Below are 17,292 nucleotides of genomic sequence, written 5' to 3'. Positions count from 1 at the left end.
CGCTGAGCATGTCTCGTCTTCATGCCAACAGCGCCGATGGATACAATATCCACGAAATGACGACGCTGCTTTAGGTTTACACCTAACGCTACTCCCCTTCGACTATTCGTCAAAAGAAATTTCAGTTTGTTCTACAATATTGATTATACTTACTTATCGTCGCCCTGTAAACTTTTTTTTCTTCGCGTCTGCCGGTCAAACAAGCTGAAGACGACGGGAATGACGAACAATGTCAAAAACGTACTGGAAATTAATCCGCCAATGACGGTAATGCCCATCGGCTGATTGATTTCCGTGCCATCGCCAATTCCTGATGCGAGCGGGATCAACCCCAGAATGGTCGTTAATGCCGTCATTAAAATTGGCCGGACCCGGTCCTTTACAGATTGAACAATCGCTTCCGTTCCAGCATATCCTTCACGTTTTCGCTGCAAAATATAATCGACAATTACAATCGCATTATTGACAACAATGCCAACAAGAATCAGGATACCAATAATGGCTGGTATGCTGAGCGGCAATTTTGTTATAATAAGCGACAATGCCACCCCGATGATCATAAGAGGCACAGTAAACATAATAACGAATGGATATTTAAACGATTCATACTGCGCGGCCATCACAATGTATATAAGCACCACGGCCAAAACTATAGCCATGATCATATCGTCTTTTGAATTATCGAGAAGTTCCTGATCACCGCTATAGGATAAGACGGTTTCATCGGATAAATTGAGGTCTTCCACCTGCTTGTCTACAGCTTCTGAAATATTACCGAGGTTTTCATCCGCTGCATACGTAACGGTAAATTGAACCGCATCTTGTCCTTCAATATGACGGATGTTGACTGGTCCGTCTGTAACAGCAATATCCGCCAGCGATTCAAGCGGAACAAAATTGCCCGATGGCGTCTTCACAAGCATCTTCTTTAATTTTTCCAAATTCGCCGTAACATTTTGATCATAACGAACGTACACTGCTTTAACTTCTGCTGATTCGTCCTCAATAATTTGAGCAGCGAACACACCACGAGTAGCATTGTTAACAATTTGTGCGATTTGCGCTGGTGCAAATCCTGCAGACTGTGCATCTTCGCGATTAACGGTCATTTGAATTTCTTGAACCGTTTCATCGCGGTCTGTCTGCACGTCCGTTACTCCGTTTATGGTTTCAACTTCTGACTGAATCTTTTCGATTGCTTCATCAAGCCGATTTGAATCTGTATCACGCACGCTAAAGGTTAATGTCTGCGGCGCCGTCCCTGAAGCGGACTGAAGACTAAAAGTCACTTCGGCTGTTTCATTAACCGCTTGTGCCACTTTTTCGGCTGCCGGTTTAACATCATCAACAAATTCAAAAATGGACCGGCTTCGCTCTTCTGTCATTTTCACATACATTTCTGCTTCATTTGCTTCACCAGTACCTCGGGACGCTTCCTCCTGCGTGGAGCCAATCAAGCTGACATACACTTGTGTGTCTTCCTCTTCAGAAAGCACCTGTTCCACGGCTTCGATAACCTTATTTGTTTCTTCAAGAGAAGTACCGCTTTCTGTTTCTACTCGGACGGTCACAAACCCTTCATCCGTTGGCGGTAAAAATTGCGTGCCCACCTTTGTTAAGCCAAAGACGCCTCCTGCAAGCAATACAACTGCCGTAACAAGGACAATGGCCTGGTGAGCGAGTGACCAGCGGACCGCTTTTTCAAACGCAACAAGACGCCGTGATTTTTGACGTTTAAATTCAAGATCAGCTGGAACTGCCGTTAAAAATCGGCTCGCCATCATGGGAATGACAGTTAGCGCAACAACAAGGGATGCCAAAAGACTAAAAGAAATAGTTAACGCGAATTCTTTGAATATCTGCCCAAGAATGCCAGAGATGAAAATGACCGGCAAGAACACAGCGACCGTTGTCAGCGTAGAAGCTGTAATGGCCCCTCCTACTTCTTTTGCCCCGTCATAAGCAGCCGTTTTCGAATCTTTTCCCATTGATAAATGACGGTATATATTTTCGATGACAACAATGGCGTTATCAACAAGCATTCCGATGCCAAGTGCTAATGCACCAAGTGTCATAATATTTAAATTAAATCCGGCAAAATACATAAGCACAAACGTCACAATAACAGAATACGGAATGGCTACACCGATAATAAGCGGGCTTTTGATATTGCGCAGGAAAAAAAACAGCACAGCCATCGCCAGCGCCCCGCCGACAATAAGAGAATTAGCAATGTTTCCAATCGCCAGCCGGATGTAATCTCCCTGGTCAAATAAAATATCCGCCTGCACAGACTCATATTGCTCTCTTGAGAGCAGTTCATCCAGTTTTTCCTGGAATCCTTCTGATACATCTGCTGTATTCGCATTGGATTCCTGTAAAATACTTAACAGGACCGCCGGTTTTTCATTCGCACGCGTGACCGTATTTTCGTTTAACGGTTTCATTTCAACTGATGCGACATCCGCAACGGTTACTTCTTCTCCATTAAGTGGATTTACGGACACCGTCAAATTTCGAATATCAGCCAAAGAAGTCAACTGGCTCACCACACGCGTAGTTAATGTTTTGCCTTCTGACTCCACAGTGCTGCCTGGTAATGAGATATTGTTTGCTTGAATAAGCTGGACAATGTCCGCCTGTCCAATTCCGTAATCTTCCATTTTAATTTCATCAAGCTCGACAATCACTTCATCCGCCGTAATGCCCGTGACGTTTACATTCGCCACCCCTTCAACAGATGAAAGATCCGTTTGGAGCGTTTCTGCCAGCCGTTCAAGATTCGCTTCCCCGTCTGACTGCAGGGAAAGCTGAATAATTGGGAACTGTGATGGATCAAACTTTAAAAATTGCGGTTCCCCGGCTCCTTCCGGCATCGGCGTTTGACCGATTCGCTGCAGCACATCATTTTGAACATCGTCAATATTGGTGCTCCAGGAAAATTCAAGCAAAATAAAATTGGAGCCTTCCTGCGATGTTGATGAAATATTTTCAATCCCCGGCAGCGTCGATAAATTTGTCTCCAGGGGCTTGGTTACCTTTTCAGAAACCTCTGTCGGTCCCGCTCCGTCGTACGTGGTGACCACAACAGCAATTGGTGGATTTAAATCTGGAATTAATTTCAGTGGAATACGCATAAGCGATACAATTCCGAGAATTATGACTAAAAACATGATGACCGTCGTAAATACAGGCCGGTCAATCGAAAACTTGCTTAACTTCAATCTATTTCCTCCTCTTTTTCCCAAATATCTATTCTTTTACTATACCGAATGAGAAGCTGTCTGACCAAATTGAACGCTTTTTATCACAAAAAAAGAAGCCTCCTGAAGAGACTTCCTAAAATATTACCCCATTAAGTTATAAAGGCGGATATTTTCATGCTTGTCTTGGAACCAGCGGAGCGCAAAATCATTTTCGAATAAGAAAACAAGCTTCCCGTGGCGATCGCGAACAAGTGTGCTTCGCGAAGAAGACATCGCATCGGTAATATCCTCTTCATTTTCAATCCAGCGGGCAATCTTTTGCCCGATCGGCTCCATACGCACATCTGAATTGTATTCGCCGATCATCCGGTGCTCAAACACTTCAAATTGAAGCTGTCCAACCGCGCCGAGAATGTATTCTTCTGTGCGGACCGTTTTATACATCTGGATCGCACCTTCCTGCACAAGCTGATCAATTCCTTTATGGAAACTTTTTTGCTTCATGACGTTTTTGGCCGCCACTTTCACGAACAGTTCTGGTGTAAACTGCGGCAGTTTTTCGTATTGGAAGATCGGCTTGCCGCCTGTAAGGGTGTCGCCAATTTGATACGTCCCGGTATCGTATAAGCCAATAATGTCCCCACTGACGGCTTCATTGACAGTGCTCCGGTCATCCGCAAGAAATTGCGTTGACTGTGATACTTTTGTCGATTTCCCGGTCCGGGCAAGCGTCACAGCCATGCCCCGTTCGAATTTACCCGAGCAAATACGCAAAAATGCAATGCGGTCACGGTGAGCCGGATTCATGTTCGCTTGAATTTTAAAAATAAACCCAGAAAACTGTTCATTTAGCGGGTCAATTTCGCCAGCGTCAGCAACGCGCGGCTGCGGTGCCGGTGCGAACTGCAAATATGTTTCTAAAAACGTCTGTACACCGAAGTTCGTCAATGCACTGCCAAAAAAGACCGGTGACAATTCACCTGAGTTAATTTTTTCACGTGAGAAGTCATTGCCCGCTTCATTGAGCAGCATAATATCATCCATCGCTTCTGTGTAAAGTGACGATTCTTTAATCGGGTGGTCGACGGCAATATGACCCTCTTCATCAATCGGCAAAAAACGGTCCGCTTCTTCTGTCCGGAATTGTTCAACACGTTTGTTGTACCGATCGTAAATACCAAAAAATTCTTTCCCCATGCCAATCGGCCAGTTCATCGGATATGATTGAATGCCAAGCACTTCTTCTAATTCTTCAAGCAGTTCAAGCGGCATTTTTCCTTGACGGTCTAATTTATTGATAAATGTAAAAATGGGAATACCGCGCATCCGGCATACTTTAAAGAGCTTGAGCGTCTGCGCTTCAATTCCTTTTGCGGCATCGACAATCATTACCGCGCTGTCAACCGCCATTAATGTCCGGTACGTATCTTCCGAGAAGTCCTGGTGACCCGGTGTATCAAGGATGTTTACGTTATAGCCGCTATAGGCAAACTGCATCACAGAGGAAGTGACAGAAATCCCCCGCTGCTTTTCAATTTCCATCCAGTCTGATGTGGCAAATTTGCCGGATTTTTTTCCTTTTACCGTCCCAGCATCGCGGATCGCGCCTCCAAATAGAAGCAATTTTTCTGTCATGGTTGTTTTCCCGGCATCCGGGTGGGAGATAATCGCAAATGTTCGTCTTGATAATACATCTTCTTTAAATGATGTCATGCTATTCTTCCTTTCTTTCCTTACGCGTTTATATTCTGTTGATTCAAATAACATATATTAGGTAAGTATTAGTTTAATTTTACGTCTTTTTTCAAACAGTTAAAGAACCGACGGTGTTAATTATAAACTAGTCAGATGTGGATGTGTAATGAAAGTTAAAGGAGTGGGTTAAATTGCCGGAAACTTTCTCGGTCAAAAGTTAGTCATTTAATTTGTTTGATGCAAAGATATCAAGGGAAATAGAGAAGAGAGTAAACTTGACCTGATAAGGAGTGATTAAGAATGGAACCTGTTTACAGTGTAACCGTTAACGCAAAAGGCGGGCGGGAAGGAAACATTTATACAGAAGAAGGCCCGCTGAATCTTGATATAACAACACCAGCTATTTTAGGCGGCAAAGGACAGCTGCGGACGAACTACCTTGAGTTATTCGGAGCCTCAATCGCTGCATGCTACCAAAATGCGGTACAACAGGCGGCAGGTATCGACGATCACGCAGAAGAAGCATTCGCCGATGTTGCTGCACAAGTTGATGTTTTAAAAGATCCTGAACGGGGCGGCCATCGTCTTAGCATCATGCTCCATGTAAAGTTTTATGGCGGCCGGTTTAATGAACTTCTTGACCAGCGTGTCATTGATGAAGCAAGTGGATTATGCCCGCTTATTAAAGCACTTGAAGGTGAATGCGATTTTTCAATCCGGAAATATTAAGAAAGGGCCTCGCTCTTTCTTTTTTTATGTATAAAATTATCAAAATATTTCGAATTAATTTTTATTGGCTTTTTTGGTTTTATATTTTAGATATCGGGAATATATAAACCATCAAGGCATTACAAATTATTTTATTAGGAGGAAACACATCATGGAATTCATTATTTTCTTGATTGTCGGTGGGATCATCGGCTGGTTAGCAGGACTTATTTTAGGTAAGGATATTCCAGGCGGAATCATTGGCAACATTATTGCCGGTATTATTGGTGCATGGGTCGGCGGTGCTCTTCTAGGCGACATGGGACCAGATATTGGCGGCATGGCGATTATTCCAGCATTAATCGGTGCGGTAATTCTCGTTGCCATTGTCAGCTTTATCCTTAAAAAAATGCGTCACGCATAATGTCCAGCAAAAAACGTCATCCCTGTCCGGGATGACGTTTTTTTATTATTGGTCAAACGCTTGTTCAAAATCGCGAATTAAATCGTTGGGCGACTCCAGCCCAACGGACAAGCGCAATAAACCATCTGTAATGCCTCGTTTATTCCGTTCTTCATCCGGCATTGCCGCATGCGACATTTTCGGCGGATAAGACAAAATAGATTCGACTGCCCCTAGACTCACAGCAAACACCGGGATTTTTACTTGGGCACTGAATTGGCGTACTGCATCTTCGTTTTCAAGTTCAAATGATAATACAGCGCCTGCTCCTGCAGCCTGCCGGAAATGAACAGCGTGTCCAGGATGAGAGACAAGCCCCGGATAATAAACATTTTTCACTTTCGGGTGAGAAGCTAAGTAATGAGCAATTTCAGCCGCACCTTTTTGCGACTGTTCCATTCGCACCGCCAATGTTTTTAAGCCACGAAGCACAAGCCAGCAATCCTGCACGCCGAGCACAGCCCCGAACGAATTTTGAAGTGTATATAGCTTAGACGCTAATTCTTCATCCTTCGCAACAGCAAGACCTGCCAGCACATCACTATGTCCGGATAAAAATTTCGTTGCGCTATGTAAAACAAGATCTACGCCAAGCTCAATTGGACGCTGCAAATATGGAGTTAAAAACGTATTGTCTAAAAACGTCAGACAGCCGTTCGCTTTCGCTAATTTTACAATACCATCAACGTCCGTCACTTTTAGCAAAGGGTTTGATGGAGTTTCCATGTAGATGACTTTCGTGTTCGGCTGAATCGCTTTTGCTACCGCATCAAGATTTGTCATATCAACAAATGTATGATCAATGCCAAAACGCGTTAATACGGATGTAACCATGCGGAACGTGCCGCCATATACATCCTCTGTAACGACAACGTGATCACCTTTTGACAATAATAGAAAAGCTGTAGAGATGGCCGCCATTCCGGAAGCAAACGCAAATCCGCGAACACCTCCTTCTAATTCTGCAATTGCCGCCTCAAGCGTCTCGCGTGTTGGATTCCCAGACCGGCTGTAATCGTACTGGCCAAATGAATCAAAATCTGGCTGATGAAACGTGGAAGCATGCTGAATTGGTACACTGACAGCTCCCGTATTCGGATCAAATTTATGGTCGTTGTGCAATAATTTTGTTTGAAATGTATAATCGCTCAATTTATTCACCCTTTCATTTTTTCAAATGCCTGCGCAAGATCGGCAATTAAATCATCCGCATGCTCAATGCCAATCGAGAAACGCAGCAGCCGGTTACAGACACCATTTGCGATACGGATCTCTTCCGGAATGTCCATATGTGTCTGTGTTGCGGGATATGTAATAAAGCTTTCCACTCCGCCGAGGCTTTCCGCAAAAGAAACAAGCTGCATATTTTGCAGAAAACCGTTTACCCATTCTTCCGACTTTAAACGAAACGAAAGCATTCCACCCTGCCCAGGGTATAACACATCTAAAATGTCATCATGTGATTTCAGGAACGAAGCAATTTTTTGGCCATTCTCGCTATGCTGTTTCATGCGAAGGCTTAATGTTTTCATGCCACGGGCGAGCAGCCACGAATCAAACGGTGACAAAACAGCGCCAATCGCATTTTGGAATTCAAACACTTTTGCTGACAGTTCTTCCCCTTTTACAGCGATTAAGCCTGCCAATACATCATTGTGTCCGCCGAGATATTTTGTTGCGCTATGAAGGACAATATCCGCGCCTTGCTCAATCGGACGCTGCAGCACGGGTGTATAAAACGTATTGTCCACAACTAAAATGAGATTGAGCTCTTTTGCAAATTTAGCTACAGCTGCAATGTCTGTTTCTTTCATGAGCGGATTTGTCGGCGTCTCTAGAAAAATCACTTTTGTTTTATCTGTTACACGCTTTTTCGTTTCTGTTAAATCTTCGAAGCTTTCGTATGTAAAATCCAGCCCAAACTTTTTCCAGCCTTTTTCAAACAAGCGGTATGTTCCGCCGTACAAGTCAGCTGATACTAAAAAATGGTCACCCGGTTCAAACAACGACAGCAATGTATGAATCGCGGCCATGCCGGATGAAAATGCAAAACCTGCGTCTGCTCCTTCAAGGTCTGCAATTGCTTTTTCAACGACTTCCCGGGTCGGATTGCCGGTCCGGACGTAATCGTAGCCTGTTGACATGCCAATTCCTTCATGACGATACGCTGTAGAAAAATAAACAGGCGGATTAACCGTTCCAGTCGGATTATTCGTCCGGTTTCCAATTTGTGCAAGCTTTGTTTCAATATTTGTCATCAAAATCGCTCCTTTTTATAAAGTGAAACTTCCATCGGTGGGGGCATGCCCCACTGATGGTTAGGTGAACCAATCGGGCTTTTACGGGCAGTTGAATCTCTCACCTATCTTATTCTGAGAATCTTGAAAGGGAGTCTTACTGCCCGCTAATGCGGGATAAAAAAAACAAGCCTCCCTGGAAGAAGGCTTGTTTTTACACTTCTTCTCATCTTCCGGACGGTGTCGGTCCGCTGGATTTAGCACCTTTGCCACTCGGGCCGGTTGCTGAAGCATCGTCGGGCCAGTCCCTCCGCTTCTCTTGATAAGGTTTGTTTAGTTAGTCTTATTTTTTATAATGTACAGGAAAAAGAGAAAGCTGACAACCTTTTTATTTCTGGGACGTTTTTTGCCCAATTCTATTTACAATCATTTAAAAAGACGATACAATACAAAAATAAATTTTCAGAAAATTTTGTTGATATTGTTGATTCTGTTTTATAAAATAAATCTCAATATCAAAACTGTACTATAACAGAGAGAAGAGGGAATTCATTGAAAAATTTTCGACAGGACGCACTTGATCTTCACCGTCATTACCAGGGAAAGCTGGAAACAACCGCAAAAATGTCAGTTGCGAGTTTAAAAGATCTGAGCCTTGTCTATTCACCCGGTGTGGCTGAGCCTTGCCTTGACATTCATGCAAGCGCGGAAAAAATTTATGATTATACGATGAAAGCAAATACAGTTGCGGTCGTATCAGACGGTTCCGCTGTTCTTGGACTTGGAGATATCGGAGCTGATGCCTCGCTGCCCGTCATGGAAGGAAAAGCTATTTTATTTAAAAATTTCGGTGGGGTTGATGCCTTTCCAATCTGCATTAACACTAATGATATTGAAGATATTATTAAAACGGTCAAATTGACCGCTTCTTCTTTCGGAGGAATTAATTTAGAAGATATTAAAGCACCAAACTGCTTTATTATTGAGGAGCGCTTGAAACGAGAAATGGACATCCCTGTTTTTCACGATGATCAGCATGGAACTGCTATTGTCACTGTTGCGGGTTTAATAAACGCATTGAAAATTGTGAATAAGTCTTTTCACGAATTAAAGATCGTCATAAATGGCGCCGGCTCAGCCGGTATCGCTATCGCAAAACTCCTTCATCAATTTGAGGTGAAGAACATCATTATGTGCGACACGAAAGGCTCTATTTATGAAGGACGGGCTGTCGGTATGAATCCAGTAAAAGAAGAAATCGCTTCGTTTACAAACCCAGATAAAGTGAACGGACCGCTTGAAGAAGCAGTCAAAAACAGCGATGTGTTTATTGGTGTATCTGTAGCGGGAGCACTGACACCTGCCATGATACAAACAATGAACAGTGATGCGATCGTGTTTGCAATGGCTAATCCAAATCCGGAAATACTGCCGGCAGAAGCAAAAGAAGCAGGTGTCCGCATTATCGGCACTGGGCGGTCTGATTTTCCGAATCAGGTAAACAATGTTCTCGCCTTCCCAGGCATTTTCCGCGGAGCGCTTGATACACGTTCTTCTGATATTAATGAAGAAATGAAAATAGCTGCCGCATATGCTATTGCTTCTCTTGTAGACGACCATGAGCGTTCGGAAGATTACATTATTCCTTCTGCATTCGACCCGCGTGTCGCACCGGAAGTAGCTGCTGCTGTTGCACAATCAGCAATGGATTCTGGGGTGGCAAGAAAACATGTATCAGTTGAAGCAATCCGCCATAAAACGTACCAGCTTTCTTCTCTTCAAGTTCGCCCAACTGCTTTAACAATATCTTGAACATAAAAAACCCTGACATTCAGGGTTTTTTTATGTATAAAAAGATGTTTTCAACATATAAATAAAAGGAATTGTAAATAAATATCATCCAAGTATTAAAGTTTTGTAAATTTTATGTTAAGATATAAGAGTAAGTATTGACAAATAGGAAACGGAGGAAGGAGTGAATGAGCTATGACAGTAGCTGAATTTTACGGTGGAGTCGAGTATTCTGTCACGCAATTTGCTGTACAGCTTACAAACGAAATTGAGGAGAAAATCACTAAGCGCGACTTGTTTTACAAAGATCAAATTATCCACTATATTGAACGCCGCGCAACACTTTTCATCCAATCTTTGACCCTCTCGCCGGCCGTTTCAGCCGTTATGAAAAAAGAAGTGATGAGCCACGTTCTTTTTAAGCTGAAACCGGTCATGAACCGTCATATCGTATTCCAACTAGTAAAATAAAAAGCACCCCGCCGGGTGCTTTTTATTTTTGTTTATTCTTGATGTTCTCTTAACACTAGGCGTCGTTCTGATTTTCGGATGCCGTCCTCAATTTTTGCAGAGACAAAACCTAGCAATACCCCTAATAGGGCGCCTGCTCCCACTTCCACCGGCTGATGGCCAAGAAGCTCTTTCAGTTCTTTTTCGCGTTGTACATATTCAAAACTTGGAAACTCGCCGGAAAATTTAACAAGGTTGTCTTCAAGGTCATTCACAAGCTGCGCAATTTCACCCGTATGGCGGCGGATGCCTTGTGCATCATACATAACAATGACACCAAATACGGTGGCGAGTGACGTTTCCGTATGGCGCCAGCCTTTATTTGCTGCTACGTAAGAAGCTAATGCCGCTACACCTGCTGAGTGGGAGCTTGGCATGCCGCCCGTTGTGAATGCCTGCTTCCAGTCCCACTCCCCACTCAATTTTTTATGAGTAATAATTTTTAATCCTTGTGCAATACCAATTGCTGATACTGCCGTTAAAATGCCACGATTCATTTTTTCCATTCATACCCCTCCACTCCACGGACTATTTTGTAAAAGCCCATGAATCCACCTTCTTTTCTTTTGATACCCAAAAAAAGATTTTTATATGCAGGTAAAGATAATTTATTGCGTGGTCATAATCATTTTAATCGCTTTTTCATGAATCGAAACGGCTGCAGGTGTCATGCCGATTGCTTCACCATCAATCATCACTGGGACAGGACGGTTCGTTTGAATGGTCATGTTCTTCCCTTTTTTATATGTGACCCCTGTTCGCAAAACAGGCTCCCCTTTTATCAGAAGGGGAAACAACCGAAAAAGCAGACTGCTTCGTTTGACGGAATGAACGATTGTCACATCCACAACCCCATCAATCGGGTGTGCATATGGACAGATGACAAGCCCGCCGCCATACAATGATGTATTTCCACAGGCAATCATCCATGTGCGATCAGATACATACTTTTCTTTATCGATGGTCACCGTACTTTTAAACGGCTTATAGCGAAGAATAGTCTCAAGTGCGCTCAGTTTGTACGAAAGTCCTCCAGCGCCCACTTTGTTTAGCGGTTTTTTATAAAACGCCTTGGCTGCCCGTCCTGCGATATAGGCATCGAGTCCAATACCAGAAACCGTTAAGCCAAAGCTATTGTTTACTTTTAGCACGTCAAGCGTTTTCGGCTTCTCCGCTAAAAGCTTTTCCACAAAAAGACGGGGATTTCTCGTCAATCTGAACATACGGGCGATATCATTTCCAGAGCCTGCCGGAAGCAAGGCGATTGCCGTGTTGGAATGCACAAGATCCTGGAGGGCAGCATTGAGGGTCCCATCGCCTCCAATGACGGCAACAGCTTTCACATTTCCTGCTTTCATTTGGTTCCAGATAAAATCGCGGGCTGATGCTTCGGATCCGCCGATGAGTACAGCATATTGAACTTTTTTCTTTTTCACAATCGCTTCAACTTTTTTCCACAATGAACCCGCCTGTCCGTTTCCGGCAGACGGGTTGACAATAAATAGGTACATTGCTTCACCCGGCCTTATCCAAAATAAGATTTTCTACATCATAGCATGAAAAAAGGCCTGTTTCTTTTTCTTTCCTAAAAAATATTTCTTCTTCTGCGAAGACATTTTTTCTTTACTGCGCTTCTTTTTTTAAGAAAGCGGCGGCGGCGGCGGGATCATCTGCCATGCTGATGGCTGTAATAATTGATACCCCGTCCGCTCCCGCTTTTATAACGGCACCGGCGTTTTCCAGTGTAATGCCGCCAATTCCGACAACTGGAAATTCAGGGTAACGCTCTTTCATGCGACAGATTAAAGATATGCCTGCAACGGGACGCGTATCAGTTTTCGTTGCTGTCGCATAGATGGGACCTGTGCCAACATAATCGGCACCGTCTTTAATCGCTCCTTCAAACTCTTCCATTGTATGAACGGATACGCCGACAATGCCGCCTTTTAGTTTGTCCCGAACGATTGATGCCGCTTCATCTTCCTGTCCGATATGTACACCATCCGCACCGATTTCGACTGCAAGCTCGATATCATCATTCACAATAAATGGAATGCCTGCTTGCCGGCATGTCAATTGAAGTCGAAGAGCTGTCGCTTTTTTCGCTTCTCCCGTTAGCGCGCCTTCCCCTTTTTCACGAAACTGAAACATCGTGATGCCGCCTTTAATTGCTTCTTCCAGCGTTTGTTCAATTGATTTAGGACAATTCGGGGTTCCGGCAATAAAATAGACCGCCAACTGTTCATTTTTCATCAATTTCCACCCCGCTGACGATACGCCCAATGATTTGTCGGCCCGTGCCCCTCACCGATGTGAAGACCGTCTTCAATAGCCGCCTGGATAAATTGCTTGGCGGTTTCCGCTGCTGCACGGACGGAAGCGCCCTTGGCGATTGCGGCTGTCATGGCTGCAGAAAACGTACACCCGGTTCCATGCGTGTCTTTTGTGTTGATTCGTTTGCCGATAAACGTGTGAAAGCTTTCTCCATCGTATAATAAATCAATCGTTTTAGCTCCTTCGTCATGGCCGCCTTTAATCAACACGTTTTTGACGCCAAGTGACGCAATGATCTTCGCCGCTTCTTTTTTATCTGCTTCTGACGTAATCTTCATGCCGGCGATTACTTCCGCTTCCGGAATATTTGGTGTTACGACAAGTGCGCAAGGAAGCAGGACTTTTTTCAATGCTTCGGTTGCTTCTTCCTGCAAAAGAGAAGCACCGCCTTTAGCAATCATGACCGGATCGACAATAACATTTTGATATTTATACTCTCGTAATTTTCGAGCAGCCGCTTCAATAATCTCAGCTGAAAAAAGCATACCCGTTTTCAGAGCATCCACGCCGATATCCGACATGACTGCATCGATTTGTTTTTCCACTGCTTCAGCGGTCATTGGATACACTCCATGGACACCGAGCGTATTTTGAGCCGTTACAGCCGTCAAAGCGGACATGCCAAACACACCAAGCTCTTGAAATGTTTTTAAATCAGCTTGAATGCCGGCACCACCGCCACTGTCCGATCCCGCAATGGTTAGCGCTTTACGAATGCTCATGTTATAGCACCTCCACTTTGCCGTTTTGGCTAATTTCTTCCCGGCCGGTTTTATGCAATTCATTTAAAAACTGGACCGCAAATGTACCAGGCTGGTCTGCCCCGGACACCTCAGCTGCCCGTTCGGCTGCAACGCCATAAAACGATAATGCTGCGGCTGCGGCTCTCACATAATTTCTTTCAACAGCACAAAAAGAAGCAATGACGGACCCAAGCAAGCAGCCCGTACCCGTTACGCGCGTTAAAATTGGGTCGCCGTTTTGAATGGCGTACGCTTCCTGGCCGAAAACGATATCCTCTTTGCCCGTAATGACGCACGTGGTACTAAGCATATCTGCCGCTTCTTTTGCGAGTTTCCGCACATCTTCATTTCCGCCGCCATCGACACCTTTCACCTGAATCGCCCGGCCGCACAACACCGCAATTTCACCTGCATTTCCTCTTAAAATATCGACATTCACTTCAGATAATATACGCTTGGCGCTTTCTGTCCGGTATGGTGTGGCACCCGCGCCGACCGGATCAAACAAAACCGGAATTCCTTTTTCATTGGCTGCTTTCCCCGCCAAAATCATTGCCTCTACTTTGTCTGCGGTGAGTGTGCCAATATTTAAAACGACTGCTCCAGCAATACGTGCCATATCTGCCGCTTCTTCGACCGCATCCGCCATAACGGGAGACGCTCCGAGCGCAAGCAGACCGTTTGCAGTAAAGTTGGTGACAACTGTATTCGTTAAATTATGAACAAGCGGTTTTTCGTTTCTTACTTTTTCAAGAAGCTGTGCTGTATGTTCGTTATTCATTTGAATCCGTCCTTTCTATTAAACATCCTTGTTTTTTTAAGCGGACCGCAAGCAACAGCCCTAAAATGGACCCGGTCACACTGCTGATCAGAAATGTCGGCATAAACGCAAAAGCCGCTGCTTCCATACCAAGAAATAGATTTGCGATTGGTACTGACATGAGCAATGCAATAACACCATAAATGTCACGCCAAGTGCAGCCATTAAAGACATAACTTCCATCTTTTCAGGTGTAAACAAATGAAATAATAGGTCCTTAACGTAAAAAACCGGCTCAGCAATGCGCTGAGCCGGTTTTTCGTCAGTGATTGCTACTTCCCTCCGCCGGCATGATCCGGATCAGGTCGTTGGGGTTAAGGAACGAATCCTCTCTCAGCCCGAAGGCACCCCCAGTAGGCTTTTATTGATTTGTCTGTTTTATTTTTGCACAGTCCCATCAGGCTCGTCAACTATGCATAATAAGAATAAATACGGTCTTCTTGCAGTAAAAAAGGCCGACTCATCGTCGGCCGCGATACATTATGCATCAAATACTTCAACTTTTTCCATGACGTCGCCATTTTTCATTGATTTTACCGCTTCAATGCCTGATGTCACTTGACCGAAAACAGTATGAACACCATTTAAGTGAGGCTGTGGCTCATGAACGAGAAAAAATTGGCTGCCGCCCGTATCTTTGCCTGCATGCGCCATTGACAGAGATCCTTCTTGATGTGTATGTGGATTTCCTTCTGTTTCACATTTAATTGTGTAGCCAGGTCCACCCATTCCAGTTCCTGTCGGGTCGCCTCCTTGACTAACAAATCCAGGAATAACACGGTGGAATACTACACCGTTATAAAAACCTTCATTTGCAAGTTTTTCGAAGTTTTCAACTGTACCCGGTGCAGCTTCCGGAAACAGGTCAAATTCAATTTTTGCGCCGTCTTTTAATTGGATATATCCTTTTTTTGTCAAAATAATCGCTCCTTTAATTTTAATCTTCCCTATCATACCACGCAGTATCGGATTTTAAAACAAGAGTGCCTTGTAGAAATGTTTTCCGCTTTCATATATTCTCGTTTTCTTCTATAATAGAGAAAGACTAGTAAAGGGAGTGTGATGTTTATGTTGACACGTCCCGGAGTGTGGTGGAAAGCGGCTATTCTCTTTTTGCTGCTGGCAGCTGGCGTTTTCTGGTACGTACAGGACGCTAATAAAACGACCGTCATTCCGTTTTCATCAGTTGAAACAATTATTCAAGAAGAAAATGGCCAGGTGGTCGGACTTGAGGAACACCCTGACGGCACGCTTCATATTTCCACACAAAATGGCGAATTCACTTCTTATATTTCCCCGGGAAGCAATGCGGTTGACCGTTTAAATGAAACATACAATATCCGCTATGAATATGTAAAAGCGGAAGCGTATGAAAACTGGATTTTAATTGGGATTCTTTTGGCGGCGGCTGGAATTGGTTTTTATTTTTATCGAAAAAAAGGCGGCATTGGGGTGGCCCACTCCATGAAAAACAGTCTTTCACAGGCACGTCCGCTTCCGGATATTACGCTTGAAGATGTCGGAGGCTTGTCTGATGAAATGAAAGAAGACATTTTACAGACATTGTCGATTTTAAAAGAAAAAGATCTTTCTACCCGCCTTGGTATCGAACCGCCGCGTGGCATCCTGTTATACGGTCCGCCCGGGACAGGTAAAACATTGCTCGCCCAAGCGATTGCCCGTGAAATTGGCGCATCTTTTTTCTCCTCAAGCGGTTCCGCTTTTACCGAATTGTTTGTAGGTGTCGGTGCGTCACGTGTACGCAGCTTGTTTACTGAAGCACGCAAACAAAAACCGGCAGTTATTTTTATTGACGAAGTAGATGCTTTGGCCGGACGCCGAAAAGCGTATGGCGGTGAAGAAGGGGAAAAAACGCTGACCGAGCTGCTTGTGCAGCTTGATGGCGGCCACGATAATAACGGCCTTTTGTTTATCGCTGCCACAAACCGGCGCGATATGCTCGACGAAGCATTTCTTCGTCCCGGCCGCATTGATTTCTCGTTTCATGTCACCTTGCCAGATGCAAAAGGGCGCAAAGAAATTATCGATATTCACGCCAAAGGAAGGAATTTAACCGATAATGCGGCAGCCATGCTTCCTGACTTGGCTGAATCGACAGTCGGTTTCTCCGGCGCTGAATTGTCCGCTTTATTTGAAACAGCGAGCCGCAGTGCGATTCGGAGCGGCCGCGATACGATTGAGAAAAAAGATTTTGATTACGCACTTGACCGGACGATTCTTGGTACAACAACACGCCCGCTGGCAGACCCTGCCACAAAACGGCGTGTGGCGATTCATGAAGCCGGCCATGCACTTGTGGCCGCCCTGACAAAGCCAGGATCAGTCCGAAAAGCAACGATTATTCCCCGTGGGCAGGCACTCGGTTACGTGGCCCCGGTTCCGAAAGAGCTCCATTTATCGACAGCGAGTGAACTGATCGATCAGGTTGCCATGATTTTGTCCGGGGGTGTCGCAGAACGTCTTTACCTCGGTGAGCATTCCATTGGGGTAAGCGGTGACGTGCAGCAGGCAAAACAAATTTTGGAGCGCATGGTCGACACCGGTATTTTTCAAGACCGTTTCTCCCTTACGTTCCGCCAGTCAGACAAAGAAACGAAAATGAATGAGTTATTTGAAGTCGCGCTTGAACGGTCGGAAACATTAATTGAAGAACACCGCGATGCGTTTGACCGTCTCGTTGAAGACTTAATGATAAAAGAAACACTCGACGGCGAAGAAATTGAAATGCTCATTCACCAGCAATAAAAAGGATGTCTCCATTTTT

General features: G+C 44.5%; 16 protein-coding genes and 2 riboswitches. Of the genes, 5 read left to right on the top strand and 11 right to left on the bottom strand.

Translation table 11 applies throughout. The features are described 5' to 3' along the window. Positions 1 to 149 precede the first annotated feature (149 nt). Positions 150 to 3,224, bottom strand: a complete 3,075-nt coding sequence (locus tag NLX67_RS05385) for an efflux RND transporter permease subunit (protein WP_254310667.1) — start codon at positions 3,222 to 3,224, stop codon at positions 150 to 152. Between the two features lie 123 nt (positions 3,225 to 3,347). Then, positions 3,348 to 4,919 carry a peptide chain release factor 3 gene (locus NLX67_RS05380; RefSeq protein WP_254310666.1) on the bottom strand — a complete coding sequence of 524 codons (1,572 nt, stop codon included), beginning with the start codon at positions 4,917 to 4,919 and terminating at the stop codon, positions 3,348 to 3,350. A 282-nt stretch (positions 4,920 to 5,201) separates the two neighbouring features. Between NLX67_RS05380 and NLX67_RS05375 the strand changes: the two genes are divergently transcribed. After that, positions 5,202 to 5,630, top strand: a complete 429-nt coding sequence (locus NLX67_RS05375; protein WP_046179737.1) for an OsmC family protein — start codon at positions 5,202 to 5,204, stop codon at positions 5,628 to 5,630. Between the two features lie 151 nt (positions 5,631 to 5,781). Beyond that, on the top strand, positions 5,782 to 6,033 hold the full coding sequence (locus NLX67_RS05370) for a GlsB/YeaQ/YmgE family stress response membrane protein (protein WP_046179738.1): 252 nt from the start codon (positions 5,782 to 5,784) through the stop codon (positions 6,031 to 6,033). A gap of 45 nt (positions 6,034 to 6,078) precedes the next feature. Here the strand turns inward: NLX67_RS05370 and metC are convergent, their stop codons facing one another. Beyond that, positions 6,079 to 7,224 carry a cystathionine beta-lyase gene (gene metC / locus NLX67_RS05365; protein WP_254310665.1) on the bottom strand — a complete coding sequence of 382 codons (1,146 nt, stop codon included), beginning with the start codon at positions 7,222 to 7,224 and terminating at the stop codon, positions 6,079 to 6,081. A 5-nt stretch (positions 7,225 to 7,229) separates the two neighbouring features. Further along, positions 7,230 to 8,330, bottom strand: coding sequence for a methionine biosynthesis PLP-dependent protein (locus tag NLX67_RS05360; RefSeq protein WP_254310664.1), 1,101 nt, complete (start codon positions 8,328 to 8,330; stop codon positions 7,230 to 7,232). Positions 8,331 to 8,532: 202 nt separating this feature from the next. Next, positions 8,533 to 8,638, bottom strand: a riboswitch (SAM riboswitch). Between the two features lie 223 nt (positions 8,639 to 8,861). On the opposite strand from NLX67_RS05360, the gene NLX67_RS05355 reads away from it, so the two are divergent. Further along, positions 8,862 to 10,121, top strand: a complete 1,260-nt coding sequence (locus NLX67_RS05355; protein ID WP_254310663.1) for an NAD(P)-dependent malic enzyme — start codon at positions 8,862 to 8,864, stop codon at positions 10,119 to 10,121. A gap of 174 nt (positions 10,122 to 10,295) precedes the next feature. Continuing rightward, positions 10,296 to 10,571: a hypothetical protein gene (locus NLX67_RS05350; protein ID WP_254310662.1), complete on the top strand. Its 276-nt coding sequence runs from the start codon at positions 10,296 to 10,298 to the stop codon at positions 10,569 to 10,571. 32 nt (positions 10,572 to 10,603) lie between these two features. Here the strand turns inward: NLX67_RS05350 and NLX67_RS05345 are convergent, their stop codons facing one another. From NLX67_RS05345 to NLX67_RS05315, 7 genes are all read right to left on the bottom strand, one after another. Then, the gene (locus tag NLX67_RS05345; RefSeq protein WP_046179744.1) at positions 10,604 to 11,116 is read right to left on the bottom strand and encodes a divergent PAP2 family protein; all 513 of its coding nucleotides are present in this window, start codon (positions 11,114 to 11,116) and stop codon (positions 10,604 to 10,606) included. A 102-nt stretch (positions 11,117 to 11,218) separates the two neighbouring features. Next, positions 11,219 to 12,121: a diacylglycerol/lipid kinase family protein gene (locus NLX67_RS05340; protein ID WP_254310661.1), complete on the bottom strand. Its 903-nt coding sequence runs from the start codon at positions 12,119 to 12,121 to the stop codon at positions 11,219 to 11,221. Positions 12,122 to 12,233: 112 nt separating this feature from the next. Continuing rightward, positions 12,234 to 12,863, bottom strand: a complete 630-nt coding sequence (thiE, locus tag NLX67_RS05335) for a thiamine phosphate synthase (RefSeq protein WP_046179746.1) — start codon at positions 12,861 to 12,863, stop codon at positions 12,234 to 12,236. Next, entirely contained in the window at positions 12,863 to 13,666 is an 804-nt protein-coding gene (gene thiD / locus NLX67_RS05330) for a bifunctional hydroxymethylpyrimidine kinase/phosphomethylpyrimidine kinase (RefSeq protein ID WP_254310660.1), read from the bottom strand. The genes thiE and thiD overlap by 1 nt, the downstream gene beginning before the upstream one ends. A gap of 1 nt (position 13,667) precedes the next feature. Beyond that, on the bottom strand, positions 13,668 to 14,468 hold the full coding sequence (thiM, locus tag NLX67_RS05325) for a hydroxyethylthiazole kinase (RefSeq protein WP_254310659.1): 801 nt from the start codon (positions 14,466 to 14,468) through the stop codon (positions 13,668 to 13,670). After that, positions 14,461 to 14,634: an energy coupling factor transporter S component ThiW gene (locus tag NLX67_RS05320; RefSeq protein ID WP_256519610.1), complete on the bottom strand. Its 174-nt coding sequence runs from the start codon at positions 14,632 to 14,634 to the stop codon at positions 14,461 to 14,463. The genes thiM and NLX67_RS05320 overlap by 8 nt, the downstream gene beginning before the upstream one ends. Positions 14,635 to 14,767: 133 nt before the next feature. Beyond that, positions 14,768 to 14,869, bottom strand: a riboswitch (TPP riboswitch). A 118-nt stretch (positions 14,870 to 14,987) separates the two neighbouring features. Next, positions 14,988 to 15,425 (bottom strand): peptidylprolyl isomerase, encoded by a 438-nt coding sequence (locus NLX67_RS05315; RefSeq protein ID WP_046179749.1) that lies wholly within the window; start codon positions 15,423 to 15,425, stop codon positions 14,988 to 14,990. 150 nt (positions 15,426 to 15,575) lie between these two features. On the opposite strand from NLX67_RS05315, the gene NLX67_RS05310 reads away from it, so the two are divergent. Continuing rightward, positions 15,576 to 17,273 carry an AAA family ATPase gene (locus NLX67_RS05310; RefSeq protein ID WP_254310658.1) on the top strand — a complete coding sequence of 566 codons (1,698 nt, stop codon included), beginning with the start codon at positions 15,576 to 15,578 and terminating at the stop codon, positions 17,271 to 17,273. Positions 17,274 to 17,292: the final 19 nt, after the last annotated feature.

Source organism: Domibacillus sp. A3M-37, assembly GCF_024213455.1.
Lineage (GTDB): Bacteria > Bacillota > Bacilli > Bacillales > Domibacillaceae > Domibacillus > Domibacillus tundrae.
Note: the sequence above shows the minus strand (reverse complement) of the source record. Positions and strands in the feature narration are given on the sequence as shown.